The sequence below is a fragment of the Microbacterium sp. H1-D42 genome (assembly GCF_022637555.1).
GTDB lineage: Bacteria > Actinomycetota > Actinomycetes > Actinomycetales > Microbacteriaceae > Microbacterium.
The window spans coordinates 3,143,266-3,169,084 of sequence record NZ_CP093342.1; the positions used below are offsets into that span (position 1 = coordinate 3,143,266).

Annotated in this window: 24 protein-coding genes; 8 read left to right on the forward strand and 16 right to left on the reverse strand. The window is 67.9% G+C overall.

Annotated elements, in window-relative coordinates; all coding sequences use genetic code 11:
- Window positions 1-43: 43 nt before the first annotated feature.
- Window positions 44-1,315 carry a TetR/AcrR family transcriptional regulator gene (locus MNR00_RS14960; protein WP_241926699.1) on the forward strand — a complete coding sequence of 424 codons (1,272 nt, stop codon included), beginning with the start codon at window positions 44-46 and terminating at the stop codon, window positions 1,313-1,315.
- A gap of 28 nt (window positions 1,316-1,343) precedes the next feature.
- Here the strand turns inward: MNR00_RS14960 and recQ are convergent, their stop codons facing one another.
- Window positions 1,344-3,362, reverse strand: a complete 2,019-nt coding sequence (gene recQ / locus MNR00_RS14965; protein WP_241926700.1) for a DNA helicase RecQ — start codon at window positions 3,360-3,362, stop codon at window positions 1,344-1,346.
- 99 nt (window positions 3,363-3,461) lie between these two features.
- On the opposite strand from recQ, the gene MNR00_RS14970 reads away from it, so the two are divergent.
- Both MNR00_RS14970 and MNR00_RS14975 read left to right on the forward strand, forming a co-directional pair.
- Window positions 3,462-3,758, forward strand: coding sequence for a GNAT family N-acetyltransferase (locus tag MNR00_RS14970; protein ID WP_241926701.1), 297 nt, complete (start codon window positions 3,462-3,464; stop codon window positions 3,756-3,758).
- A gap of 57 nt (window positions 3,759-3,815) precedes the next feature.
- On the forward strand, window positions 3,816-4,358 hold the full coding sequence (locus MNR00_RS14975; protein ID WP_241926702.1) for an ECF transporter S component: 543 nt from the start codon (window positions 3,816-3,818) through the stop codon (window positions 4,356-4,358).
- A gap of 20 nt (window positions 4,359-4,378) precedes the next feature.
- On the opposite strand, the gene MNR00_RS14980 is transcribed toward MNR00_RS14975, so the two are convergent.
- The 6 genes from MNR00_RS14980 to MNR00_RS15005 are packed head-to-tail and all read right to left on the reverse strand — an operon-like array spanning window position 4,379 to window position 10,178.
- Entirely contained in the window at window positions 4,379-5,281 is a 903-nt protein-coding gene (locus MNR00_RS14980; protein WP_241926703.1) for a sugar kinase, read from the reverse strand.
- 58 nt (window positions 5,282-5,339) lie between these two features.
- Window positions 5,340-6,593 (reverse strand): phosphopyruvate hydratase, encoded by a 1,254-nt coding sequence (eno, locus tag MNR00_RS14985; RefSeq protein WP_241926704.1) that lies wholly within the window; start codon window positions 6,591-6,593, stop codon window positions 5,340-5,342.
- Between the two features lie 14 nt (window positions 6,594-6,607).
- The gene (locus MNR00_RS14990; RefSeq protein ID WP_241926705.1) at window positions 6,608-7,576 is read right to left on the reverse strand and encodes an aminoglycoside phosphotransferase family protein; all 969 of its coding nucleotides are present in this window, start codon (window positions 7,574-7,576) and stop codon (window positions 6,608-6,610) included.
- Window positions 7,577-7,583: 7 nt separating this feature from the next.
- Window positions 7,584-8,639, reverse strand: coding sequence for a mannonate dehydratase (locus tag MNR00_RS14995; RefSeq protein ID WP_241926706.1), 1,056 nt, complete (start codon window positions 8,637-8,639; stop codon window positions 7,584-7,586).
- A 24-nt stretch (window positions 8,640-8,663) separates the two neighbouring features.
- Window positions 8,664-9,470 (reverse strand): glucose 1-dehydrogenase, encoded by an 807-nt coding sequence (locus MNR00_RS15000; RefSeq protein WP_241926707.1) that lies wholly within the window; start codon window positions 9,468-9,470, stop codon window positions 8,664-8,666.
- Window positions 9,471-9,515: 45 nt separating this feature from the next.
- Window positions 9,516-10,178 (reverse strand): RraA family protein, encoded by a 663-nt coding sequence (locus MNR00_RS15005; protein WP_241926708.1) that lies wholly within the window; start codon window positions 10,176-10,178, stop codon window positions 9,516-9,518.
- Between the two features lie 89 nt (window positions 10,179-10,267).
- Here MNR00_RS15005 and MNR00_RS15010 point away from each other — a divergent pair, with 89 nt between their 5' ends.
- The 5 genes from MNR00_RS15010 (at window position 10,268) to MNR00_RS15030 (ending at window position 14,542) form a co-directional block, all read left to right on the forward strand.
- Window positions 10,268-11,002 (forward strand): GntR family transcriptional regulator, encoded by a 735-nt coding sequence (locus MNR00_RS15010; protein WP_241926709.1) that lies wholly within the window; start codon window positions 10,268-10,270, stop codon window positions 11,000-11,002.
- 29 nt (window positions 11,003-11,031) lie between these two features.
- Window positions 11,032-11,898, forward strand: coding sequence for an SMP-30/gluconolactonase/LRE family protein (locus tag MNR00_RS15015; RefSeq protein WP_241926710.1), 867 nt, complete (start codon window positions 11,032-11,034; stop codon window positions 11,896-11,898).
- Between the two features lie 7 nt (window positions 11,899-11,905).
- Complete coding sequence (locus MNR00_RS15020; protein WP_241926711.1) at window positions 11,906-12,862, forward strand: DUF4432 family protein; 957 nt, start codon at window positions 11,906-11,908, stop codon at window positions 12,860-12,862.
- 85 nt (window positions 12,863-12,947) lie between these two features.
- Complete coding sequence (locus MNR00_RS15025; protein WP_241926712.1) at window positions 12,948-13,802, forward strand: fumarylacetoacetate hydrolase family protein; 855 nt, start codon at window positions 12,948-12,950, stop codon at window positions 13,800-13,802.
- Complete coding sequence (locus MNR00_RS15030) at window positions 13,799-14,542, forward strand: SDR family oxidoreductase (protein WP_241926713.1); 744 nt, start codon at window positions 13,799-13,801, stop codon at window positions 14,540-14,542. The genes MNR00_RS15025 and MNR00_RS15030 overlap by 4 nt, the downstream gene beginning before the upstream one ends.
- A gap of 129 nt (window positions 14,543-14,671) precedes the next feature.
- On the opposite strand, the gene MNR00_RS15035 is transcribed toward MNR00_RS15030, so the two are convergent.
- The 9 genes from MNR00_RS15035 to MNR00_RS15075 all read right to left on the reverse strand — a co-directional run bounded on the left by MNR00_RS15035 (window position 14,672) and on the right by MNR00_RS15075 (window position 25,726).
- A complete protein-coding gene (locus MNR00_RS15035; protein ID WP_241926714.1) occupies window positions 14,672-15,439 on the reverse strand; it encodes an amino acid ABC transporter ATP-binding protein in 768 nt (255 codons plus the stop codon).
- 11 nt (window positions 15,440-15,450) lie between these two features.
- The gene (locus MNR00_RS15040; RefSeq protein WP_241926715.1) at window positions 15,451-16,185 is read right to left on the reverse strand and encodes an amino acid ABC transporter permease; all 735 of its coding nucleotides are present in this window, start codon (window positions 16,183-16,185) and stop codon (window positions 15,451-15,453) included.
- Window position 16,186: 1 nt separating this feature from the next.
- Window positions 16,187-16,855, reverse strand: coding sequence for an amino acid ABC transporter permease (locus MNR00_RS15045; RefSeq protein WP_241926716.1), 669 nt, complete (start codon window positions 16,853-16,855; stop codon window positions 16,187-16,189).
- Window positions 16,856-16,888: 33 nt separating this feature from the next.
- Entirely contained in the window at window positions 16,889-17,743 is an 855-nt protein-coding gene (locus MNR00_RS15050) for a transporter substrate-binding domain-containing protein (RefSeq protein WP_241926717.1), read from the reverse strand.
- A 157-nt stretch (window positions 17,744-17,900) separates the two neighbouring features.
- Window positions 17,901-20,087, reverse strand: a complete 2,187-nt coding sequence (locus MNR00_RS15055; RefSeq protein ID WP_241926718.1) for an alpha-galactosidase — start codon at window positions 20,085-20,087, stop codon at window positions 17,901-17,903.
- The gene (locus tag MNR00_RS15060; protein WP_241926719.1) at window positions 20,084-22,543 is read right to left on the reverse strand and encodes a hypothetical protein; all 2,460 of its coding nucleotides are present in this window, start codon (window positions 22,541-22,543) and stop codon (window positions 20,084-20,086) included. Before MNR00_RS15060 ends, MNR00_RS15055 begins: the two co-directional genes overlap by 4 nt.
- A complete protein-coding gene (locus tag MNR00_RS15065; RefSeq protein WP_241926720.1) occupies window positions 22,540-23,460 on the reverse strand; it encodes a carbohydrate ABC transporter permease in 921 nt (306 codons plus the stop codon). The genes MNR00_RS15060 and MNR00_RS15065 overlap by 4 nt, the downstream gene beginning before the upstream one ends.
- On the reverse strand, window positions 23,457-24,347 hold the full coding sequence (locus MNR00_RS15070; RefSeq protein ID WP_241926721.1) for a sugar ABC transporter permease: 891 nt from the start codon (window positions 24,345-24,347) through the stop codon (window positions 23,457-23,459). Before MNR00_RS15070 ends, MNR00_RS15065 begins: the two co-directional genes overlap by 4 nt.
- Window positions 24,348-24,433: 86 nt before the next feature.
- Window positions 24,434-25,726, reverse strand: coding sequence for an extracellular solute-binding protein (locus MNR00_RS15075; RefSeq protein ID WP_241926722.1), 1,293 nt, complete (start codon window positions 25,724-25,726; stop codon window positions 24,434-24,436).
- Between the last annotated feature and the right edge of the window lie 93 nt (window positions 25,727-25,819).

Genomic DNA, 25,819 nt, shown 5'->3' on the forward strand with positions numbered 1-25,819 from the left:
CTCGACCGATTGGTAAATGCGGGATGATGGAACAGGAGGAACCATGGCGAGCACGGAACGCGGCCCGCGCGGGCGCAGCACAGCGGAGACACGCGCGCGCATCGTGTCCGCTGCCCGCGCACTGTTCGTCGAAGACGGCTATCGCAGCACATCGCTGCGCGACATCGCGGCGTCCGCAGGAATCAGTCATCCTGGTCTGCTGCGGCACTTCGCGTCGAAGGACGAACTGCTCGTGAGCGTCATGACAGAACTCGAGGCGGACAACGAGACGTTCTACGCCGAGCGCGCCGCCGCAGCCGAACCCGGCGCGGTGCTGTTCTCGGAGCTGGCGCGGCGCAATGCATCCACCCCCGGCTACCTCGAGCTGTTCGCAGCGCTCAGCGGGGAGGCGTCGACGCCGACGCATCCGGCGCACCAGCACATGCACGATCGGTACCGCCGGCTCGATGAGATGGCGGGCGAGGCGCTGGCGGATGCCATGGAGCACGGCGTCATCGCCGACGACCGCGACCCACACGAAGAGGCCATCCGCCATTCGGCCGGCTGGGATGGCATGCAGCTGCTCTCGCAGTACCTCCCCGACCGGGTCGACGTCGTCACGATGCTCGCCTCCCGAGAGGACCTCTGGGCGTATCCGCTCGGCTGGCGCGATCCGGATGACCCGGAGCCGTCTCCGGATGCCACCCCCATCCCGCCGCTGATCGTCCCGCCCGAGCCCGCGCCGGAGCCGGCCGCCGGCTACGCCGTCGGTCGGCAGCGCCGCGAGCGCATCATCGCCGATGCGACCACGCTGTTCGCCAGCGAGGGCTATGGCGACACCAGCCTGCAGGATGTGGCGGGCAAGGTCGGCGTCGCGAAGTCGACCCTGCTGCACCACTACCCGACGAAGGAGGCGCTGCTGCGGGCCGTGCTGCAGAGTCGCGACCAGCGCGTCGTGTCGCGCACGACCTACCGGCAGGCTTCCCGCGCCGCCGACGAACTGCGTGCACTGCCGGTGGGCGCGGCCGAGAACAACGCCGAGTCCGCGGGCCTGATCGAGGTGTATGCGGTGCTCTCGAGCGAGGCCGTGCCTGACGGGCATCCGGCACATGAGTACTTCGCCGACCGGTTCACTCGCGTGATCGGGACGTTCACCGAGCTGTTCCGCGCGGCGCAGGCCGACGGCGATCTGCCCTCACATCGCGATCCCGCGCAGGAGGCGATCTGGCTGGTCGCCCTGTGGGACGGCTTGCAGTTCCGGTGGCTGTACGACCGCGACGCCGTCGATGTCGCCGAGCATCTGGCCGCGCACCTGGCCGACGTGCTGCCCGAGTAGCCACGACGGCCCCGCACAGCCGTGCGGATCAGTGCGCGGCGATCACGGCGAGCACTGCGTCGCCGTAGGCGTCCTTCTTCTTCTCGCCGATGCCGCTGATGCCGTCCAGCTGCGCAGCCGACGCCGGGCGCAGCTCTGCGAGTGCGCGCAGCGTGGCATCGCCGAACACGATGTACGCCGGCTTTCCCAGCTCACGGGCGGTCTCGGCGCGCCAGGCGCGCAGCGACTCGAACAGCTCGCGGTCGCCCTCGGCGACAGCATCCGACGCACTCGTCTTGCGTGCACGCGACGCGGTGACCCGCCCGATCGTGTCACGGCGCAGCGGCACAGGCGTGTCTCCGCGCAGCACACCGTCGGCAGCCTGCCCCGGCGCCAGAGTGCCGTACTCCCCCTGCGCCACCAGAACGCCACGGGCCAGCAGCTGCCGCACGACACTGCGCCAGTCCTGATCCGAGAGGTCGGCGCCGATGCCGTAGGTCGCCAGTTGATCGTGCCCCATCTTGCGGATGCGATCGGTCGATGCCCCGCGCAGGATGTCGATCAGCTGCCCGGCGCCGAACGCCTGGTTGCGCTCGCGCTTCAGGCGCACGATGGTCGAGAGCAGCTTCTGCGCCGGCACCAGTCCGTCATAGGTCTCTGGCGACTCCAGGCACGTGTCGCAGTTGCCGCACGCGCCGGACTCCTGCCCGAAATACCCCAGCAGGTTCTGCCGTCGGCACTGCACCGTCTCGCACAGCGCGAGCATGGCGTCGAGGTGCTGTCCCATCCGCATCTTGAAGGTGCGGTCGCCGGGGCTCTGGTCGATCAGGCGGCGCTGCTGCACGACATCGCCGAGCCCGTAGGCCATCCAGGCCACTGAGGGCTCGCCGTCGCGGCCGGCGCGACCGGTCTCCTGGTAATACCCCTCGACGGACTTCGGCAGGTCGATATGGGCCACGAAGCGCACGTCGGGCTTGTCGATGCCCATCCCGAACGCGATGGTCGCGACCATCACGACGCCGTCCTCGCGCAGGAACCGCGACTGGTTCGCGGCGCGCACCTCAGCCGGAAGTCCCGCGTGGTACGGCAGTGCGTCGAGACCCTTGGATGCCAGATGCGCGGCGGTGTGCTCGACCGACTTGCGGCTCAGCGCGTACACGATGCCGGCAGCGCCCTCGGGCTGCGAGCGGATGAACTCGACCAGCTGCTTGCGAGGATCGACCTTCGGCACGATGCGGTACTGGATGTTCGGCCGGTCGAAGCTGGCGACGAAGTGCTCGGCCCGATCGAGGTGCAGGCGCTCGGTGAGCTCCTGGTGCGTGGCGCGCGTGGCCGTCGCGGTTAGGGCCATGCGCGGCACCCCGGGGAACCGCTCGGCGAGGTCACCCAGCGCGAGGTAGTCGGGCCGGAAGTCGTGACCCCACTGCGACACGCAGTGCGCCTCGTCGATCGCGATCACGCTGAGCACGCCGCGCTGCAGCAGCCGCGTGGTGGCGGCAGACGACAGCCGCTCCGGCGCGACGTAGATCAGGTCGAGCTCGCCGGCGACATACGACCGCTCCACCTCGCGTCGCTCATCGATCGACTGCGTGGAGTTGAGATAGGCGGCCCGCACGCCGTTGGCGCGCAGCGCGTCGACCTGATCGTGCATGAGGGCGATCAGCGGACTGATCACGAGCCCGGTGCCCTCGCGCACCAGCGCCGGCACCTGGTAGGTGATCGACTTGCCGCCGCCGGTGGGCATCAGCACGACAGCATCCCCGCCGCCGATGACGTGCTCGACGATCGCCGCCTGGTCACCGCGGAACGCGTCGTACCCGAAGACGGTTCGGAGCGCATCGGCAGCCGTCGGATGCTGGGAAGGCGTGGCCACGGGGGCAGCGGATGCTGCGGAGGGAGCCCCACCAGCAACGGGCGTCACGGGCCCCTGACCCCAATCCAGCGGCGGCTCCCAGCCGTCGGCCGGCGGCTCCCAATCGAGTTCGCCCGGCGTCTCCCACGGCTCATCGGGGTACGGCACATCCTCGTACGGGTCGGGGCCCCACCCGGCAGGGGATGTCTGCGTCATGCCTCCAGCGTATCCAGCGCAGCAGACATCCATTCCCGCCCTCCACAGCCCCATCCCTCCGCTTCGGGCATAGGTTGGGGAGACATCGAAGGAGGAGCAATGCCCGAACTGACCGTCACCCGCAACGATGACGCCTCACGCTACGAGATCCACTCCGACGGCACCCTTGCGGGATTCGCCGAGTTCGACCGGCGCCCCGGCGAGATCCGGTTCATCCACACCGAGATCGACAACGCGTTCCAGGGTCGTGGCCTGGCCGGCATCCTCGCGGCCGAAGCCCTGGCCGACGCGGTCGCGAGCGGCGCCACGATCGTCCCCTACTGCCCCTACATCGCGGGATATCTGAAGAAGAACGAGGTTCCCGGCGCGCAGATCCGCTGGCCCAACCCCGGCTGAGCATTCCCCCGGCCCGCGCCAGCCCCTGGTCGGCGCGCCGCCCGGTAATCTTGGAGAGTGGCATCCCGAACGGCGCTGAGCACGCGCACTCTTCTCGTCTGCGCCGCCATCGGCGTCGCCACTGGCATCCTCGGCGGCATCGCCGGCCTGCTGACTCCCGTCGTCCTGATCGGCGCGCCGTTCCTGTACGGCCTGCTGCTGGGGGCCCACGTGCTGCCTGGCATCATCGCCCAGGAAGTGCTGCGCCTGCCGCTGGTAGCCCTCGTGACGCACGTCATCGCCGCGCTGATCTCCAGTGCCTTCAACCCGGCCTGGGCGCTGCGCTTCATCGGCACGGCCCTGCTGTTCGGAGCGATCCAAGAGGGCGTCGCCGCCCTCACCCGCTACAAGTCCTGGGGACGCTGGCGGTTCTTCGTGTCAGCGGTGATCATCGGCATCCTCGTCGCCGTGGTGGTGTGGTTCGCCGCGCACATGGATGCCCTCGATCCGTGGGCACGCGTGGCGTACCTCGCCGTATCGGTGCTGGGTCCGGTCATCTGGACCGCGATCGGCATCGCCGTCGGCAATTCGCTTCGGCGCGCAGGCGTCGCGCCGAAGTAGAACCGATCCGGCGCGGCGTCTCAGCCGATGTCGCCGGTCGAGCCCAGCACGAGACTCGCGCGGCGGTGGCCGCCCTCGAGCCGCTCGGATGCTGTCGCACCGCTCAGGAGCCCTGCGAGGTACCCGGCGGCGAAGGCATCGCCCGCACCGACAGCTTCGACGACCTCGGTCGGGATCGCGGGCACGAAGACCGTGCCCTCGTCCGAGAACTCGGTCGCGCCGATGTCGCCGTCCTTGACGACGAGGGTCGCGGCCCCTGGCAGGTGCGCCCTGGCATCCGACGCCGTCTCGCAGCCCCACAGCGTCTCGGCCTCGTCGCGGCCGACGAAGACGAGGTCGGCACGGTTCGCGAGGCGCTCCAGCACCGGCGCAGCCTCGGCCGCCGACCACAGCGCAGCGCGGTGGTTCACGTCGAAGCTGACGATGCCGGGGGCGCCCGACATGCGGTCGAACACGACCTCGATGAGCGCGGCGCACGAGGCCGACAGCGCCGGGGTGATGCCGGAGATGTGCACGATCTCGGCCTGCTCCAGCGGGATTTCGGCGATCGCCTCCGGGCTCATCCGCGAGGCGGCGGAGCCGGCGCGGTAGTAGAGCACGCCCTGGCCTGGGTCCTTGAAGTAGACGCCGGTGGGAGCCGTCGAGTCGGTGCCGACCCAGTGCGTGTCGACGCCGCGGCCTGCGATCGTGTCCAGCACGCGCGCGCCGAGCACGTCGTCGCCGAGTGCGCTGACCCAGGCGGCCTGCTGCCCGAGGGCTGCGACATGAATCGCGACGTTCGACTCGGCGCCGCCGATCGACAGCTGGAACTGCTCTGCGGTCAGCAGCGGCTCGGCAGCGGTCGGGGCGACGAGCGCCATCGTCTCGCCGATCGCGATCAGTCTGGGCGTGATCAGTCCAGGGGTGGGAGTCTGTGCAGTCATCGGGATGATCCTCTCACCTCGCGGCGTGCAGTCCGTTCACGGTGACGGTGTCCGCTGATCAGCGCGCGACGACCGGTGCCAGCGGCAGTCCGCCGCATGCCTCGTCGATGCGGATCAGCTCGTTCCACTTCGCGGTGCGCTCGCCGCGCGTGATGGATCCGACCTTCACGATGTCGGCGTTCCAGCCCGAGGCGAGGTGCGCGACCGACATGTCCTCGGTCTCACCGGATCGCGCCGATACGATCACGGCCGCTCCCGCGGCGCGGGCGGCCTGCACAGCTGCGGCGGCGCGCGAGACGGTGCCGGCCTGGTTGACCTTGATGAGCGCTGCACCGATCTGCCCGGCAGCGGCGGCGGCCTCGATGCGAGCGGCATCCGTCACGAGGAAGTCGTCTCCCACCACCACGGCGCCGAAGCTTTTCACGGCGAGGGCCATGCCGTCGGCGTCGTCCTCGCCGGCCGGGTCCTCGATCGTCGCCACAGGGAACTCAGCGCACAGCGCCGCGAGCTCCGCGATCCACCCCTGGGTGTCGTACTCGATGCCGCCGACGCGGTAGACGCCGTCCGCATGGAACTGCGTGGCGGCGATGTCCAGAGCGATCGCCATGTCGACGCCTGGGCGGAGCCCTGCGAGCTGCATCCCATCGACGAGCACCTGCAGAGCATCGCGGGTGTCGGCGACCTCTGGCCAGTGCCCGCCCTCATCCGCGACGCCACGCGGTTCCCCGCGCCGGCGCATCACGTCGCCGACAGCGCGGTAGACCTCGGCGATGTCGCTGAGCGCGTCGGCGATGGTCGTCGCCGACAGCGGGTAGGCCATGAAGTCCTGCACGGCAACGCGGTTGGCCGCGTGCGCCCCGCCGCCCATGATCTGGATCTGCGGACGCGGGATGTGTGTGATGTCGCCACCCAGCTGAGCCCACAGCGGACGATCGGATGCTGCCGCCGCAGCATGCGCCACGGCGAGCGATACGGCTGTCGTGGTGTTGCCTCCGACGTGTGAGCGCTGCGGGTCGACATCCGCCGCATCCAGAGCCGCATCGATCGTGGCCTGATCGGCGACGAGCATCCCGCGCAGCACTGGGGCGAGCACGTCGTGCACCTGCGCGACGGCCTTGCGCACGCCGAGGCCGCGCAGCCTGGTGCCGCCGTCGCGCAGCTCGATCGCCTCGCGGCGCCCTGTGGAGGCCCCGGCGGGCGCGATGCCACGGCCGACGGCACCACCGGAGGTGACGACTTCGGCTTCGATGGTGGGCAGACCGCGGGAGTCCCAGACCTCGCGGGCGCGGACGTCGACGATCACATCAGTCATGTTGTTGGGGTCCTTCAGACGGTGGTGGGAGGGCAGAGCGCGGCGAGGGCGCGCTGACGGACGGTGGCGCGCGCGCGCCGGTCGAGATACTCGACCGGCGAGGCGCCGGCGACGCGGGCGAGCTGCAGGGCGGGCAGGATGCGGTCGATGCGGGCGTCGATGTCGGAGCCCGGCTCCCAGTCGACCTGCTCCAGATACGCGGCGCGCAGCGCGTCGGCCGCGAATTCGAACTGCGCGGCCAGCTCAGGCAGGTGCACGGCCTTCAGTACCAGGTGGTTGAGGCAGAACGCGACGTCGAACGCCGGGTCACCCCAGGTCGCGCATTCGGCGTCGAGCAGCACGGGCGACGCGGCGCCGATCAGGATGTTCTTCGGGCTGACGTCGCCGTGCACGAGCGCACGGCGGTTGGACTGCAGCAGGGCGATGACCTCTTCGATGGCATCCGTCGCCTCCGGCACCGCATCCGCGGTGCGGCGCAGGTACGGTTCGATCCGCAGGGACTCGAACAGGTCGTCGTTGGCGAAGTCGGCTGCCAGATCGGATGCTGCCGCGCTGGCGCTGTGGATGCGACCGAGCATCCGCCCGACCGCGGCAGCCGTTCCCGCATCTACGTCTCCGGCGAGCAGCTGCGTCTTCCAGTTCGGGTACTGCTCCGGTGCAAGATACTCCAGCGCGATCGCGTAGCTGGCGTCATCGGTCGCCAGTACCTTCGGCACAGCATCCGGCACCACGGTCGCGGCGTAGCGCAGCCAGCGTGCCTCCGCCTCGCCGCGCTCGATCGGCGCGCTCCACTCGGCGTCGACCTTCAACTGCGCAAGCGCGCGCTTGAGGACGACCGTGCGCCCGCCGATGCGGACGAGGCGGATGTCAGAGGATACGCCGCCGGTGAGTGGCACGAAGGTCGCGTCGTCGGCAGCATCCGCCGGATCTACTGGCACCAGCCCCATCCGCACCAGCAGCGCGCGGTCGTCCTCGTCGGTCACTGTCGTCTCACGCCGTGCGTGCGGCGGGGTGGCCGTATGCCGACTGCTCGAGGCCGCGGATGTAGCCGATCGCGAAGAGGCGGCCGAGCATCTCGTAGCCGGGTGCGTCGTTGGACTCACCCTCCAGCGTCGGGACGTGGTCGGGGCGCATCGAGCCTTCGAATCCGATCTCGTGGTACGCCTCCACACACGCGGGCATGTCGGTCTGACCGTCGTCGTGGAACGTCTCGCGGAAGTCGGCGACCGTGCCGCGCACGTCACGGAAGTGCACGAAGGGGATCTTCGCTGTGCCGAACTCGCGGATGACGTCTGGGATCGACGTCTCCCCCGAGATGACCTCGGGCATCAGGGCGAAGTTGCCCTGGCAGAAGGTGGTGCCGTTGTAGTCGGAGGGGGCGATGTCGAACAGGCGGCGGAAGTCCGCCACCGAGCTCATGATCCGCGGAACGCCGCGGTCCATGCCCTGGGGCGGGTCATCAGGGTGCATCGCCAGACGCACCCCGGCCTTCTCTGCCTCGGGGACGACGGCGGCCAGGAAGTACTCCAGCGCCGACCACATGTCCTCAGCCGTCACCTCGCCCTCGGGCAGCAGCGCCGCCCTGGCCTGCTGGACCTCCTGGTTGTACCCCGTCACCAGTGCGCCACCGCGGTCCTGCAGTGCGGTCTCGGTGCGCCCCCAGGTGGTGATGGCCATCCAGTTGTAGGCCATGGTGGGCACGCCGAGCGCGCCCAGAGCCCGGATCTGCTCGATGAACTGGTCGATCTGCTCATCGCGACCGTCCTGGCCGAGGCGGATCTTGTCCATCGGCGCGGTGTCCTCGGTGGCGATCAGCGTGAAGCCCCACTTCTCGTAGATCTCCTTGTTGTGGCGCAGCGCCTCGAGGCTCCACGGCACATCGCCCCGGTCGTCGATCGTCCAGCCGGCGCTGCCGACCGAGGCGAACATCCGCTGGTCCTGCTCACCGCCGTTGAGTGCGGCGACGACGTTGTTCACGCCGGCCTGGCGGATGAGCTTCCACGCCGATGCCGGACGAGGAGGGAGGAATTCACTGAGCTGGATCATGGGGTTCTTTCGTGTGGAGCGTGTTCAGGATTTGGCGGGCAGGGACGCCGCGATGCGTGAGAGCAGTCCGCCGTCGACGCGCATCTCGGCGCCGGTGACGAAGCTGGCGTCGCTGCTGGCGAGGAACGAGCACACCGCGCCGACCTCGGCGGGGGTGCCGACGCGGCCGAGCGCGTGCATCCGACCCCATTCGGCGATGGTCGCGTCCTCGCCGGCGTCGGTGCCGTCGGACCAGGCGCGCGCCGAGGTGCGCAGCATCGGGGTGTCGATCGATCCGGGCAGCACCGCGTTGACGCGCACGCCGTGGGCGGCCTCGTCGACGGCGAGCGCGCGGGTCATCGCGTTCAGCGCACCCTTGGTGGAGGTGTAGCCGACGACGTTGTTCTGCGTCGCGACGCCCTGCACGGAGGAGATCAGCGTGACCGTGCCGGCGTTCTTGCGGATCTCCTCGATCGCGCAGTGCACCGCGAGGAACGAGCCGCGCACGTTCACCGCGAACACGCGATCGAAGTCCTCCGGCGTCGTCTCGAGGGCGTCGCCGTAGGTCTGGATGCCCGCGGAGGTCACCAGGTGGTCGATGCGGCCGAAGTGCGTCAGCGCAGCATCCACCATCGCGCGATGCGTCGCTTCGAGCGCGACGTCACCGACGACGCCGATCGCGGTGCCACCGGACTCGGTGATCTCGCGCACGACCTCGTCGACGTTGCTCTGGGTCATGCCGTGCACGACCACCGATGCGCCGTCGGCGGCGAATGCCTCGGCCGCGCCTCTGCCGATGCCGGCCGAGCTGCCGGTGACGATGACGACTTTGCCCTCATGCTTGCGCTGCATTGTGCTGTTCTCCAATGGGGTGGTTCCGGGTTCGTGTCGGCCTGGTCAGAGCACGCCGAAGCGCGCGAACGCCTCGGTGGCGCTCATGCCCTCGTCGATGGCCTTCGCGACCAGGTTCTCGGTGCTGGCCTTCGCGAGCGAGGCCTCGATGACTTCATCCTCCACGTCGCGGGGGATGACGAGCACGCCGTCCATGTCGCCGAACACCAGATCGCCCGGTGCGATGCGCACGCCGCCGACCTCGACCGGCACTCGGTAGTCACGAACGGCTGTGCGCACTGAGGAGTCCTGGGCGTAGCCACCCCAGCTGAACACCGGGAAGTCGCGCGGCAGGATCTGCGCGGTGTCGCGGTGGTAGCCGTCGACGACCGCGCCGACGGCGCCGCGGTGCTGCGACGTGGCGGTGAGCATCTCGCCCCACATGGCGACGGACTGCACGATGCGCGTGCCCACCCAGACCTCGCCGGGTTCGAGCTGGTCGAGTGCCTCGGTCATGTATCCGAAGGGCTTCTGCTGCGCGCCGTACACATCCGAGACGAGTACCGGCATCGCGCGTCCGGCGATGCGCATGTGGGGCTGCATGGGCTGGATGTTCGGCGGCAGGAACTGGTGCGTCCGCCCGACCGTGTCGAGGATGTCACCGACCACCGCGGTGTAGAGCGTGGTCTTCATGAGCTCGAACAGCTCAGCATCAGTGCGGGTGGTCAATGTTTCTCCTTGAAACCGGTGGCCTATGGACACGACTCTACATACTTGTATACTAGTCCGCAAGATAAGATCGAGGGAGGAGGAAACACATGTCGAACGCACCAACCGAAGCGTCCGTCCCACGGACGGCATTCACCAGCCCCTTGCAGCCGCTGACGGCTCCCCGTGCGAGATATCGCATCTCGGACGCCGTGTTCACCTCGCTCAGCGAGTCCATCCGTCGGCTGCAGCTGCCCCCGGGCTCGCCGATCTCCGAGCCGGGCATCGCGGCGTCGCTGCAGGTCAGCCGCTCTCCCGTGCGCGAGGCCATCACGCGCCTGGTCGACCTCGGTCTCGTGACGGTCGTTCCGCAGGTCGGCAGCCAGATCGCTCCGATCTCGATCCGCGAGGTCGAGGAGGCGGTGTTCATCCGCCGTGCCCTTGAGACGAGCGCGTTCAAGTACGCGATCGCCGACGGCGTGCCAGACGTCACCGAGATCCAGGCGCACGTGGATGCCAACGCCGCCGCCGCGAAGGCCGGCGACCTCGAGACGTTCTTCGACACCGATGAGCTTCTGCACCAGACGGTGTTCGCACTGGCCGGTGTGCCCCGCCTGTGGGATGTCGTGCGCGGCACGAAGATGCAGCTCGACCGGCTGCGTCGCCTCAACCTGCAGGCCGCGCTCACCAACGGCGAGCTGCTCGTCGAGCATCAGCAGCTCGTCGACGCGCTCGTCGCGCGCGATCTCGACGCCGGCACACGGGTGATCGACAAGCACTCGACGCGCGTGCTCACCGACACGGTGCGCCTGCGCGCCGCCAACCCGACCTTCTTCGCCGAATAGCGGCATCCATCACCAACTGAGGAGAATCAGTGTCCGAGAACGCCAATGCCGTCGTGAACCCTCGTGTGGTCGTCTCGCGCCGAGCGATCTGCGGAGAGGGCCCGTACTGGGACACTGTGAGCGACACCGTGGTGTGGGTCGACATCGTCGGCAAGCAGGTGCTGCGAACGACCATCGGCGCCGAGACGACGGTGGTCGACTATCCGGAGATGGTGGGCGCCGCCGCGCCCCGCGAGAACGGCGGGCTCGTCCTCGCCGTCGAGTCCGGCTTCGCCGTGTTGGATGCTGACGGCGCCGTCACCCACCGGTTCGACATCCTCTCCGACATCGTTCGGATGAACGACGCCAAGGTCGACCCCGCCGGCCGCTACTGGGCGGGCAGCTGCGCGATGGACTTCGCGGCGGGCAAGGGCGGGCTCTGGCGACTCGATGAGGATCTGCACGCCGAGCTGATCCTGCCGGGCCTCACGCAGCCGAACGGCATCGGCTGGAGTCCGGACGGCACGACGATGTACCTCGCCGAGACCCAGGACCGCGTCATCCTGCGCTTCGATTTCGATCCCTCCAGCAGCACGATCACCAGCGAGCCGACCGTGTTCGCAAAGGACTTCCCCGGCTACCCAGACGGACTGTGCGTCGACGCCGACGGACACCTCTGGCTCGCCGAATTCGGCACCGGCACCGTGTACGAGCTCGACACCGAAGGGGCGGTGCTGCACACCATCCGCATCCCCACGGCACAGCCGACGTCGTGCGCGTTCGTCGGCCCCGACCTGCGCACCCTCTGGGTGACCTCAGCTGCTGACGGACAGGACGACGACCCGCACGCCGGGTCGGTCTTCGAGATCGCCGACCACGGTGCCACGGGTCTGCCCGTCGCGCTGTTCCGGGGCTGAGGCGCGCATGACCCTCACGCTCACCTCGACGATGTTCGAGGTCACCGTCACTCCCGAGCGCGGCGGCGACATCGTTCAGATCGTCGATCTCACCACTGGCATCCCCACCCTCAGCGTGTCGCCGACGGCCGACACGACGACGACCTCGGCCGCCGCGTTCGGCGGCGACTCCGCCACGCAGTGGACCACCGGCTACCCTGGCGGCTGGCAGTTCCTCACCCCGAACGCGGGACCTGAGCGCGTGCACGACGGCGTGCTGCAGGGCTACCACGGCGAGTCGGCCCTCTCCACGTGGGAGGTGCTGCGGGCCGACTCATCGACGGCTGAACTCACCGCCCGCCTCGTCACCGCGCCGTTCGCCCTGCACCGCCGCATCGAGGTCACAGGCGACGGACTCACGGTCACCGACACCGTGCGCAACCTGTCACCCGACGACGTCAGTGCGCGCATGCTGCACCACCCCGCCTTCGGCAGGCCGTTCCTCGACGAGCACAGTTACCTCGTCACCGACGCCGACACGCTGCTGACGGACGCGAATGCCCCCGGCACTCTCGCCGGCGCAGACGTCTCCGGCCGTCCTGACTCCGTACTCACTCCTGGCCCTGTGCCCGGCAGCGTCGCGCTGCCAGGTCCAGGGTCGCGGCAGGCGCTGTTCGGCGGACTCACCGATTTCGCGTCACCCGAGGTGGCCGTGCAGTTCGCCAGCCCCACGCACGGTTTCGCCATGGAGCTGAGCTGGCAGCGGGAGGCCTACCCGATGGCGTGGCTGTGGTTCGAGGCCAATGCGGGCACCGGCTTCCCGTGGTTCCGGCGCATGTACGCCATGGCCGTGGAGCCGGGCAACGTGCTGCCAGGCGAAGGCACCTCGGCGTCTGGCCTCGTCCGCGGTGGCGATGGCACCGTCGTGCCCGGCGGTGGCGAGTTCGTCTCGACCGTGCGGGTGCGCCGCCTCGCGCTCCCCTGATCTCCCCTTTCGCGTCGGGCCCTGCTCGGCATTCTGACCACCCCGTCGGGTTCACCTCGACACGTCTCTCATCGAACGGATCATCATGCAGTTCCAACGACTCGGGCCACTTGGCGCCGAAATCCCCGTCGCCGTCACAGGCGGCCGCACCCTCGACCTTCGCCCGCTGACGGCCGACATCACCGGAGACTTCCTCGCCGGTGATCCCGTGGCGGCGGTCAACGCGGCGCTCGACACCCTCCCCGAACTGGCGGATGCCGACGCGCTTCGCGTCGGCGCCCCGGTCGCCCGCCCGAACTCGGTGTACTGCATCGGGATGAACTACGCCGCGCACGCCCGCGAGGGTGGCTCGGAGCCGCCCGAGCGGATCGTCGTGTTCATGAAGCCGTCGCACACCGTCGCCGGCCCCGACGACGACTTCCCCGCCTCGCGCGGAGCCGAGAAGCTCGATTGGGAGGTCGAGCTGGCGCTGGTGGTCGGCCGCCGTGCCTGGAACCTCGGTCCGGATGACGACGCGATGGGTGTCATCGCCGGGTACACCGTGGCGAACGACCTGTCAGAGCGCACCTGGCAGCTCGAGGAGTCGGGCGGTCAGTGGTCGAAGGGCAAGAGCGGCCCCGGCTTCCTGCCGCTGGGCCCCGTGCTCGTGCCCGCTTCTGAGGTGGACCCAGGTGACCTGCGACTGCGGTCATGGGTCAACGGCGAGATCCGTCAGGACTCGAGCACCAGCGACCTGATCTTCGACGTCGAGACGATCATCCGCGACCTCAGCACCTACACCGTGCTCGAGCCGGGCGACGTGATCCTCACCGGCACCCCTGAGGGCGTCGCGCTCTCGGGCCGCTTCCCGTACCTGCAGGTCGGAGACGTCATGGAGATCGAGATCGACGGCCTCGGCCGTCAGCGCCAGGCGGTCGTCGCCGAGGGAGCTGCACAGTGAGCGACCCGCGGTTCAATGGACTCGTCGCGGTCGTCACCGGCGGTCAGTCCGGCATCGGCGCGGCCTGCGCCGATCGGCTTCGAGAGCTCGGGGCCGAGGTCGCCGTGTTCGACCGCGATGCAGCCGCCGGAGACCTCTCCTTCGCCGTCGACGTGACCGATGAGCAGGCAGTGGCGGATGCTGTCGCATCGGTCATCGCGCAGACCGGGCGCATCGACATACTCGTCAACAGCGCCGGAATCGGTGCTGCCGGCACGATCGCCGAGAACGACAACGCCGAGTGGCGCCGCGTGCTCGAGATCAATGTGATCGGCACCGCGAACGTCATCCGCGCCTGTCTGCCGCACCTGATCGCTTCGCCGTCCGCGAGCGTGGTGAACGTGGCATCCGCCGTCTCGCTCACCGGATTCCCGAACCGCGTGCTGTACACCGCGAGCAAGGGGGCTGTGCTGTCGATGACCCGCGCCATGGCCGCGGATCACCTGCGCGACGGCATCCGCTTCAACGCGGTGTGCCCCGGCACGACCGAGACCCCGTGGATCGGACGGCTGCTCGACAGCGCTGACGATCCCAGCGCCGCGCGTGCGGCGCTGGAGGCTCGCCAGCCACACGGCCGGCTGATCGCCGCTGACGAGGTCGCCGAGGCGGTCTCGTACCTGGCGGGCCCCCGGTCGGGCTCGACCAACGGCGTCGCCCTCTCGGTGGATGCGGGAATCGAGTCGATCTACGTCGCCGACTGAGCGCGGACGCACGACACGAAAAGCGGGTCCGGATGGCAGCATCCGGACCCGCTTTCTCGTGCACTGCGCCGGAAAGACAAGAAGGAAGGCTCCCGGGTCACCCCGGGAGCCTTCTCGTCTACCCGTGCATCAGCTGATGCTGGACTCCTTCAGACTCGACAGGAATCGCACCGTGCGCTCGTGCTGCGGGTTTCGCAGCAGCGAGTCGCCCTCGCCCTGCTCGACGATCTTGCCGGCATCCATGAACACGATCCTGTCGGCGACCTGGCCGGCGAAAGACAGCTCATGGGTGACGACGATCATCGTGACGCCTTCGCGAGCGAGGTCCTTCATGACGCCGAGCACATCCTGCACGACCTCAGGGTCAAGCGCTGACGTCGGCTCATCGAACAGCATCACCTTCGGCCTGGTCGCCAGCCCGCGAGCGATCGCGACGCGCTGCTGCTGACCGCCAGAGAGCTCACTCGGGTAGCGCCCCTCGAAGCCGGCGAGTCCGACCTTCGCGAGCAGCTCGAGCGCGTACGCCTCCGCTGCCACCTTCGAGACACGCTGGGTGCGGCGCGGCGCGAGAGTGATGTTGTCCAGCACCGTCAGGTAGGGGAACAGGTTGAAGTGCTGGAACACCATTCCGACCTCGCGGCGAACCTGGCGGATGCTGCGCTTCGTGCCGTCCAGCGCCACTCCGCCCACGACGATCGATCCGCCGTCGTGCGGCTCGAGCGCGTTGATGGTGCGAATGAGTGTCGACTTGCCTGACCCCGAGGGGCCGATGACGGCGACCGCCTGGCTCTCGTACACGTCAAGGGACACCCCTGCGACGGCCGTGACTGAGCCGTACTTCTTCACGACGTCAGTGAGTTGGACGACGGGAGTGGACGTGGATTCTGAATTCCTCATTGTTCTTCCTCTCAGCTCCTTGACGGGGCCGTGGTGACGGCCGGTGGTTCTTCTGTCTCGAATTCGGAATGGTCACGCCGCCGCCCGGTGCGGTCGATTCGCGACTCGAGTACCGAGCCGATGAAGGCGACGCCTCGGTTGATCACGTAGTAGACGACGCCGAGCACCAGGAACACCAGCCAGGTCTCCCCTGTCGCCTGGCGCACGGTGAGGGCGACGGAGGTCGCCTCCACCACGCCGATGCCGCTGGCGAGCGTGGTGTCCTTCACTGTGACGATCCACTGCCCGACCATCGACGGGAAGGACACTCGGAATGCCGAGCGAGCCTCGACGAAGCGCATGCGGTCGAAGAGCCCGAGGCCCAGCGCTGCGGCCGCCTCGGACTGTCCGCGCGGCACGCTCTCGATGCCAGCACGCACGTTCTCCACCTGGTAGGCGCCGATGAACAGGCTGAGGGCGACCACGACAGCCGCGGTCGTCCCGAAGCTGACGTTGAATGCGGCACTGACCCCGAAGTACAGCAGGAAGAGCAGCACCAGCGGCGGGATCGAGCGGAACAGCTGCACGTAGATGTTGATGACCACCCGCACCGCCGCTGCCCAGCGCGGCGACTCCGGTCGCCTCGCACTGAGGAACCCGCAGAGCACACCGATGATCGTGCCTCCGGCGATGCTGAGAGCGCTGAGTTGGAGCGTGTAGAGCAGCGCCTCGAGGAAGACTCCCAGGTACGGCATCATGCTGGCCATGTCACACCACCTTCGCGTTCTGCTTGATCACTCGCTTGCCCAGCGCCCGCCATGCGAACCCCACCACCTGCACGATCACGACGTAGACAATCGCGACGGTGATGAACGACTCGAAGTAGCGGAAAGTCGTCGAGCCTGCGGTGTATGCCAGGCTGGTGAGCTCGCCGGCGCCGATCAGCACCGCCAGCGATGACCCCAGAATGCAGGCGACGAGCTGGTTACCGATCGCGGGATAGGCAGTGCGCAGCGCCTCCGGCAGAAGGATGCGCACCCACCGTGTCGTCGCGCTGAGGTTCAACGCCTCGGCCGCCTCGTAGCGACCTTGCGGGATGGCATTGAGTCCACCGCGATAGATCTCGACGAGGTACGCCGTGGAGTTGAAGGACAGGGCGACGACGGCCGCCACCCAGGAATCGGTCTTGATGCCGATCTGCGGAAGTGCGAAGAACACCACATACAGAACAAGGAGCACCGGAACATTGCGGAGCACATCCACGTAGAGCCAGGTGCCCCACCGCAGGATGCCATTGCTGCTCATTCTCGCCGGCAGGAGAATCGCCGCGAGCACGCCGCTGATCACGAACGCTGAGAGGCTCAGAGCCATGGTCAGTCCGAGTGCGCTGAGGAAGTCCTCGCCATAGGGCAGAAGTGCACTGAAATCAAAGGTCACTGGGTGGGGCTCCTTTGCACGCGGGGCGCGAACTCAGTTCGTGAACCAGTCCGGGCGCGCGTCTGCGGGCATCTCGTAGCCGAACCACTCGGTGAAGGAGTCCTCGAGCGTGCCAGCACCCTGGTACTCCTTGAGGAAGTCGTTGACGAACTCCTTGAGGTCGGTGCTGCCCTCCTGCATGCCGACTGCGATGTGGTTCGTGCCGAAGACGCCGTCGAGGATCTTGAACTCGCCGGGGTTCTTCTCGATCAGCGGCATGTAGTAGAACGGCGTCTGCGTGATGGCGTCTGCCTGTCCTGACTTCAGCGCCTCGAGGCAGTCGTCGGGGCCGGGAAGGAAGAGCGTGCCGACCTCTGGAAGATCTGCTGGGACCAGATCCGTGGAGGTGCCGCCCTGGCCGATGCAGGCGGTCTTCGAGGGGTCGTTGAGGTCTTCGCGGGAGTTGATTCCGCTGTCTTCGCGCACGAGATACATGCCCGGGTTCCACACGTAGTCGGTCGAGAAGTCGACGACCTCATCGCGCTCGGGAGTGTTCGAGAACTCGCCGATCGAGACGTCTGCCTTCTTCGACTGCAGTGCAGCAACGCGGCCAGGTCCGTCGACGGTCGTGAACTCGACCTTGACGCCGAGCTTCTCAGCCAATGCGTGAGCGAGATCGACGTCGAAGCCCTCCTGCTCGCCGCTGGTGCCGATGCTCGTCCAGGGTGCGTCACCGGTCAGGGTCGCGACGCGAAGCACGCCCGAGTCCTGAATGCTCTTGACGGTGGGAACACCGGATGCGCCGGCACCGCCCCCTCCGCTCGAGCAGGCTGAGAGCACCACAGCAGCGCAGACGGAAGCGATGATCACGCCGGCGGCGCGACGGATGGTGGGCTGCGTATTGGTCACGAGCGACCTCCTTTGGTCTTCAGATGTGTGAGCGATCCGACCGGCGACATCGTCGCTCTGGCCTCGCATACTTGTATACCAGAGAACTAGTATGCAAGTCACGTTATCATGTAATTACATCACCAGTCAGCCCCCAGACGGATGCCCCGTGCCGGCGTCAGACGCGGACGAACTCGACGATCGAGCTCAGGAAGTCGCGCTGTGAGAAGCGCAGCGAGTCGTTCGCGGCAATGACCAGGGCATCCTCGTGGAACGAGAAGCCGCGGTGGCGCAGGTAGGCGCCGCCGTATTCCTCGCCGGTCGCCACATCGCGGTAGCGGGCATCATCCTCGAGCCCTCGAAGAGTGAGGTGCCGAGGACTGCGGTCCAGCGAACGGCGGGGTTCGTAGCAGAACACCACCACGCGATCATCGCGTACGTACTGCACGGCAGAGCGGTCGCGGCCGGGCATCCCACCGAGACGATGCAGGTCGCCGAGTTGGACGACCTCGCGAATGCGCTTGTACTGCGCGATCAGCGCGGTCGAGGTCTCGAGTTCTTCGGCGCTCCAGCCGCTCAGATCGCCGCCGATGCCGAGGGCCCCCGCCATCGCGACGTGGAACCGGTACTCGAGCGGCACCTCGCGGAACGTCAGCGGATTCGGTGAATCGGTCACCCAGTTCGTCATGCCGATGGCGGGATACAGCTGACTGAAGCCGTGCTGGATCGGCTGTCGATCGATCGCATCGGTGTTGTCGCTGGTCCAGAACTCGTCCACGAGCGCTGCCATCGCCAGGTCGACACGGCCCCCGCCGCCAGCACACGATTCGATGCGCAGGTGCGGGTGCGCCTCGCGCAGCCGGCGCATGATGTCGGTCACGCCGCGCGTGTGCTCCACCCACAGGGAATCCTGGTCAGACGGATTCTCGGGCCAGCCGGCCTGGGTGAACGGCCGGTTCATGTCCCACTTCAGGAAGTCGATCCCGTTCTCTTCCACGAGCCGGTCGAGCCATTCAAGCGCCCAGACGCGAACATCGTCGCGGGCGAAGTTGAGCACCAGCTGGTTGCGGCGCTCAGCCCGGTGGCGGCCGTCGAAGTGCAGCACCCAGTCCGGGTGCTCGCTGTACAGCTCGCTGCGCGGGTTGACCATCTCGGGTTCCACCCAGAGCCCGAACTGCATGCCGAGCGCAGCGATCTCGTCGCGCAGTGGCCGAAGGCCATCGGGGAACCGCCGTGGATCCGGCCACCAGTCCCCCAGCCCACCACGGTCGTCGGTGCGCGTACTGAACCAGCCGTCGTCGACGACGAACAACTCGACGCCGAGCGCGGCGGCCTGTCGCGCGAGCGCGACCTGCCCCTCTTCGGTGACGGCGAACTCGGTCGCCTCCCACGAGTTGTAGAGCACGGGATTGAGCTGATCGCCGCCGGGGCGCAGCTGCTCCCGGACGAATCGATGCCAGCCACGAGAAGCCGCACCGAACCCGCCGCCACTCACCTGCCCGAAGGAGGACGGTGTCGTCAGCGTCGATCCCGGATGCAGTCGCTGCACGACACCGTCATGACCGAGTCCGGTGCTGACTGACACCCCGCCCTCGGCGCGGCGCTGCACGGTGAGTCGCCAGGTTCCGCTCCACCCCAGCGCGATGGAGCGCACCAGGCCGACGTCCTCGGTCGCGGTGCCGTCGTCGAGCATCACCCACGGGTTCGCGCCGTGGCTGGTCGTGCCGGTGCGACTGGTGAAGGTGAGTTCGCCGACGGGCAGCGCTTTGCGCTCGAGCTGGGTCTCGCCTGCCCAGTACCCGCTCACTGCCGAGTAGCGATAGTCGTCCTGATCCTCGATGAACCAGTTCGCGGAATCGGCACGGTGCAGCAGGGCGTCCTCCGGTGCGGAGGACGCCAGTGAGAGCTCTGCCCACCGCTCGATGACGTCGGTGCCGGCGCGCAGCCGGTAGCAGAGCGTCACCGCCAGGGCGCCCTTCGAGTCGCGCAGTGTCAGCCGCAGCGTCGCCTCGCCGGTCGTCGGATCGTGGACGATCTCATCGGACTCGACGGCGATCTCCGGGGCGCGATCGGCCCCGGGAAGCACGATGTTCAGCCCGGCGACGCCCCACCGCGATCCTCCGCCGACGAGCACCTCCTCCTCGACCTCCGACGGCCTCGAGCCGTGGCTGTGCAGGCTGCGCGAGCGCATCCCCACCGCGATCCGACTGCGGTCCGCGTCGGGAAGACGCGGACCCCAGTAGCGCTGCGTGGGGATGCCCTCGCCGGAGATCCCGATGGCGTAGAGCGTGTTCTCGGTCTCGAGGAACCAGGCGTCCGCCGAAGCGGATCGGGTGATCTGCATGACGTTCGCGGCGACCGTCACGCCTGCGCAGCGTCGGTGAGACTGCCCGCGCCGGTGTCGATGCCGTTGATCGTGATCGGCCAGACGAAGGCCGGCATGCGGAAGTGGTGCGACTGGTCGCTCAGCTCTGCGGCATCCATCGTCCGGAATGAGCGCAGGCCGTACCGGAAGGTGTTCGACCCGGTCTGCTGCTGCGCGAAGTTCGTGTCCCAGTAGTTGTTCACCGGCCACGCCAGCAGCAGCGGATCCGCGACGCGCGGCACGGCATCCATCGGCTTCTTGAAGCCGAAGTCACCGAACTGCACACCAGGGGCATCCGGCAGGAACATCGCGACGCCACCGGCGTCGTCCCACATCACGGCCATCGTCTCGGCCGTGGCCCAGTTGCGGCAGGCCCCTGGCAGCTGGTCGTCGTCGAGCCGCACGAACTGGCCGGCGGTATCGAACCCGGCCTGCCACCCGCTGCCCATCGCCAGCGGCACCGCGAGGTAGATCGCCTGCGGCTCCGCCGACGCCTCGAGCTCCATCGTCACCTCGACGTGCAGCGTCGGGTCATCTGCGTGCAGCGTGATCCGCTGCACCAGCGTGTGCATCCCCGGCGCCTCGAAGTGCCGGGTCAGCGTGATCGCGCCCGGCGCCTCTGCGACGGTGCACGAGGTGACCCGCGACGCGGGCTCGTGGATGGGATCCCACTCCTCGACCCAGCACGACTCGTCAAGCTTCTCCTTGTCGAGGTCGCGACGATAGTACGACTGCCGTGTGCCGTCGACCAGTGCATCAGGCCGTTCCCGGATGAACGAGAAGAGGTCCACACCGCGTCGGGGCGCGAGCAACTGCGTGTCCCGCACGACGTCGCGCAGCGACAGGATGCGCCCAGAGCCGGTCTCGTAGCGCAGCTCGAAGAACGGCGACAGGATCGTACCGGTCTGCTTGGAGCGCACGGTCTCGGTGGCGAAGTTCAGCTCCCGCCCACGCTGCGACGTCGTCGTGACGGTGTGCGAAAGGTCGGGTGAGGCGTCGGATGCCGGGACGAGCTCGCCGAGGCCGATGCTCTTCCACGAATGGGCCGGCAGCGTGATCGGCGCGAAAGCGCGCGCGCCGGCACCCGGGAACTCGTGCCCCCAGGAACGCCCCTGATAGTGCATCCGACTCGCACGATACGTGCGGCCGATCGCGTTCTCGGAGTCGGCGAACCAGGAATCCGGCAGCACCGGGTTGACGGTGACGGAGTACGGCGCGGGGTTCGCGAGCAGCACGCCCTTCACACCCTTGTCTGCCGGCGGGTTGCCGGCAAGCTTCTCGAGGGCGTCGAGCACCGCGAACGCGGCGGCCTCTTCGCCTTCGAAAGCTGCAACGTCCTTCATCGCCTCGCTGGCCTGCGCCTGCGGGTGGGTCGGGTCGCCGTCGAAGTAGCCCCAGGTGTGCTCGTCGTAGAGGTCGATCTTCTCGCGCGCCAGGTCGAGCTGTGCGTGGCCGGCGCCGTCGAGCAACACCGCACCGGCGTCGACGAGGGCCTTGGAGAGCTGGTTGCTGGCGGTGGCCCGCGGGGCGCTGCCGTAGCCGAAGCTCCAGTAGTCGGTCCAGTCTCCGCGCATCTGCGGCAGCGCGGCATCCGGCACCTGCATCGCCCGCTCGCGCAGGTCCTCATAGGTGACGTAGCGGATCGCGGGGCCCGCCTGCGCCTCGTTCCAGCGCCGGATCAGCGGCGGCATGAACGGGTTGGGCGGGGCGTTGTCCCACAGCACGGGCGAGCAGGTGCTGGTGAGGTAGACGAAGTCGAGCGGGTAGTCGATCTCAGTGAGGCGCGCGTGCACCTCACCCCAGCCCTCCTGCATGCGCTCCACGGAGTCGTCCCACGCATAGAGCAGCTGGTCGAACATCGTGTAGTGGTTGCCGTTGAACACGCGCAGTTCGCGGCCGGACGGCGCTTCCCACAGGAACATGCCGGGGCGGGGTTCGACGGCCTTGCCGAGGTGCGGGTTGATCGCCATCACGAAGAAGTCGATGCCGTTGTCCATCAGCTCGTCGGCCAGCGGCCACGGGATGCCGTTGACGTCGTGCTGGCTGGCGACGTTGATCGTTCCGCCGAGCTCGGCTTCGAGGCGCTTCTTGCCGTCGAGCAGACGGTTCAGGCCCTTGCGATCGGCGAGCGCGGCGATGTTCCACCGCAGCGCCCCGATGCCGATCCGCCCCTCGTCGTACAGCGCCTTGAACCGGGCGATGTCCGTCGCCGACGCCTGCGCGAACCAGCGCTCGACGGGCTCGGTGACCTCGCATGTCCACTTCGGCCGAGCACCGGCCGGCATGTCGGCGGTGTCTTCGAGCCAGTCCAGCGCTTCGTCGATGTACTCGACCTGGAAGTTCCACATCAGCGGCTGCGAGTGGGTGTATCCCACGTCGAGGTGACTGTGTGCGAGAACGAGGATCTCTGAGATCGGCTGGCGACCACCGATTCCGGTGGTGTCGGTCGAGGTCACTTGGATGCTCCTGACATGAGTCCGTGGATGAATTCGCGCTGGCTGACGAGGTAGCCGACCAGCGGCACGATCGCTGCGAGGAACATGACTCCGAACAGCTGCGCGTAGTTCGTCGAGTACTGGCCGAGCGAGATGTAGATGCCGGTGGTGATGGTCTGTCCCTGCAGCGGGCCGAGGATGAACAGCGGGTTGAGGAAGTCGTTCCAGACCCACAGGCCGAGGAAGATGCCGACGGTGGCGGTCGCAGGGCGGACGAGCGGCATCACGATCTTCCACCAGATGCGCAGGTCGGATGCACCGTCGACGCGCGCCGCCTCGATGATCTCCTGCGGAACGCCCCGAAGGAACCCGACGTACACGAACACCGCGAACGACATGTAGCCACCGCCGATGTTCGAGAGGATCAGACCCGCGTAGGTGTTGGCCAGGCCGATCGCCTGCAGCAGCTCGACGACCGGCAGCAGCACGACCTGCGGCGGCACCATGAGCCCGAGGGCCACGACACCGAGCAGGATCGCCTTGACCCGCGGCGAGCGCTGCGAGATGTAGAAGCTCAGCGCAGAGGCCAGCGGGATGAGCACGATCAGGGTGAGCGCCGTCACCAGGATCGAGTTCATCAGTCCGCCCTGGATCAGCTGATCGGGGCGCTTGATGGCATCGAGGATGTTGTCGAAGGTGAACGGGATCGGCGGCGAGAGCGGGCTGCCGAGGATCTGCTCCTGCGTCTTGAACGCGCTGGAGAAGGCGATGTAGATCGGCAGGATGAACGCGAGGGTGACCAGCCAGGCGCCGATGAGCTGCCCCCAGGTGCTGAACGGCTTCTTCTTGCGCGGCCTGGCGTCGGGGCGGGCTTGGATGACGGCCCTGGTGTCGGGCTCGGTGACATCGAGGTTGCGGGCAGTGCGGACGGTGCTCACAGCTGGGCCTCCCGGCGGCGAAGGACCGCGGTGACGCCGTAGGCGACGATTGCGGTCAGGACGAGCAGCAGGATGGACAGCGCCGACGAGTAGCCGAACCGGTTGCTGGTGAAGCCGACGTTGATGACGTACATGGCCACGGACTCGGTGGAGTTGGCAGGGCCGCCTCCGGTGAGGACCGCGATGATGTCGTACAGCTTGAATGTGGTGATCATGCACAGCACGACGCAGATCGTCATGCCGGGGGCGATCATCGGGTAGGTGACGTGCCAGAAGCGCGAGAAGGGACCGGCGCCGTCCATGCGCGCGGCTTCATAGAGCTCGGCGGGGACCGCCTGCAGCGAGGCGGTGTAGACGACCGTCGTGAACGCGATCGTCACCCACGACACGACGACGCAGATCGACATCGTGGCGAGTTCCGGCGTGCCGATCCACGAGATGGGCTGGTCGATGAGGCCGGCGCCTGCCAGCACCGAGTTGAGCAGGCCGTCCTGAGTGAGGATGCTGCGCCAGATGAATGCGACGATGACACCGGAGAGCACCTGTGGGATGAAGACTAGGGTCCGCATGATGCGGAAGTTCGGCGTGGTCTTGTTGAGCAGGATCGCGAAGAGGATGCCGAAGGCGTTCGAGAGCACCGTCACGACCACGACGACGACGAGCGTGAACCACAGGCTGCGCGCGAGGTTCGGGTCGTTGAACATCTCTTTGTAGTTGTCAAGCCCGACGAACGAGCTCTCGGCCTGCAGAGGGTTCCGGTCTGTGAAGCTCATCATGATGCTCCGCAGGATCGGATACATCAGGAACAGCAGGTACAGGCCTATCGCGACCCACGCGATCGGGGCGAGCCCGAGCAGGCGGCTCCCGAAACGGGTGCGAGCAGTCATCTTCGGTCCTTTCGTTTCTTGCACACAGATCACGAGGTGCCGTCCGGCGGATGCACCGGACGGCACCTCGTCATTTCTGCGTCGTGTTACTTCGCGACCTTGTCCCACTCGGTGTCGAGGGTCGCGAGCTGGGCCTTGACGTCCTTGTTGGAGAAGAACGACTGCGACAGGGCGTAGAACTTGTCGTTCATGCCGGGCGCCAGCGAGTTGTCGTCGTTGACCCAGCCGAAGGCCGCGACCTTGAGGTTGTCATCGGTGACCAGCGGGTACGTCGCCTCGAACACCGAGTTGACCTTGACGTCGAAGTCGTCCATCGTCAGGTTCTTCATCAGCGGGAACGAGCCGTCGCCCTCGACGAGGGGCTCGAGGCTGGACGGCGCGAGCGACCAGGCCTTGGCGAACTCCATCGCCTTGTCGACGTTCTTCGACGTGGCGCTCACAGCGGTGGTGCCGCCGACGTTGAACGGGACGACGACCTTGCCGTCTTCGGTCGGAAGCGGGAAGGCACCGAGGTTGTCAGCCTGCTCTGGCGTGATGTAGCCCGAGCCGGTGAACCAGCTGCCCATGATGTACATGCCGCTCTTGCCATCGAGGAAGTTGCTGTTCGCCGTGGCGAAGTCGACGCTGAGTGCACCGGCGCTGAACGCACCCTGATCGATCAGGTCGACGTACTTCTGCATCGCGTCGACGAACTCGGTGTCGACGAACTGCGTCTTGCCCTCGTAGCGCTCCTTGATCCAGTCAGGGTTGCCGCCCATGACGTCGGCGCTGGCGAGTGCCACGATCGGCATGCTCGCTGCCCACGGCTCGGCGCCGGCGATCTCGATCGGGGTGACGCCGGCATCCTTGAGCTGACCGACAGCCTCGACGAAGCCGTCGTAGTCCTCGGGAACCTCGATGTCGTTCTCGGCGAAGATCGTCTTGTTGTAGTAGACGAGCGGCAGCACCTGCGCGTTGGTCGGCGGCACGTAGGTCTTGCCGTTGATCTCAGCGCCGCGCGGCAGCACGAAGTTCTCGTCCAGCCAGTCCTGATCGAACGGCTTGAGGAGTCCCGCGGCCTCGAAGTCCTTCGGGCTGATGGATGCCAGCAGGTCGGGGAACTGGTTGGTCGCCTGCAGCTTCTTCGCGTAGGCGTTGCGGTCGGGGTCCGGGGTGACGATGCGCTTGATCGTGACACCGTCGACCTCGGCCTCAGCGGCCGCGATCGACTTGTCCCAGAACGCCGCTGTGACGGCCGGGGTCTCGAACGTCATGAACGTGAGCTCGACGTCGCCACCGGCCCCGGCACCCTCGGTGGGTGCCGTGGTCGAGCAGCCGGTCATGGCCAGTGCCGCGGTCGCGCCGAGCGCGGCGAGGCCGAGAATACGGGAACGCTTCATTTCATCCTCCTTGATTGCACTCCTGGCCGGTCGATCGCCCGGGGAGCTGGTGCGTTCGCGCGGAGATTTCTCCCCGCGCTTCGGGTATTGCTG

Excerpts from the sequence above, each read along its gene's own strand:
- MNR00_RS14960 (WP_241926699.1), top strand. The coding sequence starts at position 44 with ATGGCGAGCACGGAACGCGGCCCGCGCGGGCGCAGCACAGCGGAGACA.
- MNR00_RS15000 (WP_241926707.1), bottom strand. The coding sequence starts at position 9,470 with ATGCAGCGCAAGCATGAGGGCAAAGTCGTCATCGTCACCGGCAGCTCG.
- MNR00_RS15075 (WP_241926722.1), bottom strand. The coding sequence starts at position 25,726 with ATGAAGCGTTCCCGTATTCTCGGCCTCGCCGCGCTCGGCGCGACCGCG.
- MNR00_RS15025 (WP_241926712.1), top strand. The coding sequence starts at position 12,948 with ATGCAGTTCCAACGACTCGGGCCACTTGGCGCCGAAATCCCCGTCGCC.
- eno (WP_241926704.1), bottom strand. The coding sequence starts at position 6,593 with ATGACTGATGTGATCGTCGACGTCCGCGCCCGCGAGGTCTGGGACTCC.
- MNR00_RS15035 (WP_241926714.1), bottom strand. The coding sequence starts at position 15,439 with ATGAGGAATTCAGAATCCACGTCCACTCCCGTCGTCCAACTCACTGAC.
- MNR00_RS15070 (WP_241926721.1), bottom strand. The coding sequence starts at position 24,347 with ATGACTGCTCGCACCCGTTTCGGGAGCCGCCTGCTCGGGCTCGCCCCG.
- MNR00_RS14980 (WP_241926703.1), bottom strand. The coding sequence starts at position 5,281 with ATGACTGCACAGACTCCCACCCCTGGACTGATCACGCCCAGACTGATC.
- MNR00_RS15040 (WP_241926715.1), bottom strand. The coding sequence starts at position 16,185 with ATGGCCAGCATGATGCCGTACCTGGGAGTCTTCCTCGAGGCGCTGCTC.
- recQ (WP_241926700.1), bottom strand. The coding sequence starts at position 3,362 with ATGACGCAGACATCCCCTGCCGGGTGGGGCCCCGACCCGTACGAGGAT.
- MNR00_RS15010 (WP_241926709.1), top strand. The coding sequence starts at position 10,268 with ATGTCGAACGCACCAACCGAAGCGTCCGTCCCACGGACGGCATTCACC.
- MNR00_RS15020 (WP_241926711.1), top strand. The coding sequence starts at position 11,906 with ATGACCCTCACGCTCACCTCGACGATGTTCGAGGTCACCGTCACTCCC.
- MNR00_RS14995 (WP_241926706.1), bottom strand. The coding sequence starts at position 8,639 with ATGATCCAGCTCAGTGAATTCCTCCCTCCTCGTCCGGCATCGGCGTGG.
- MNR00_RS14970 (WP_241926701.1), top strand. The coding sequence starts at position 3,462 with ATGCCCGAACTGACCGTCACCCGCAACGATGACGCCTCACGCTACGAG.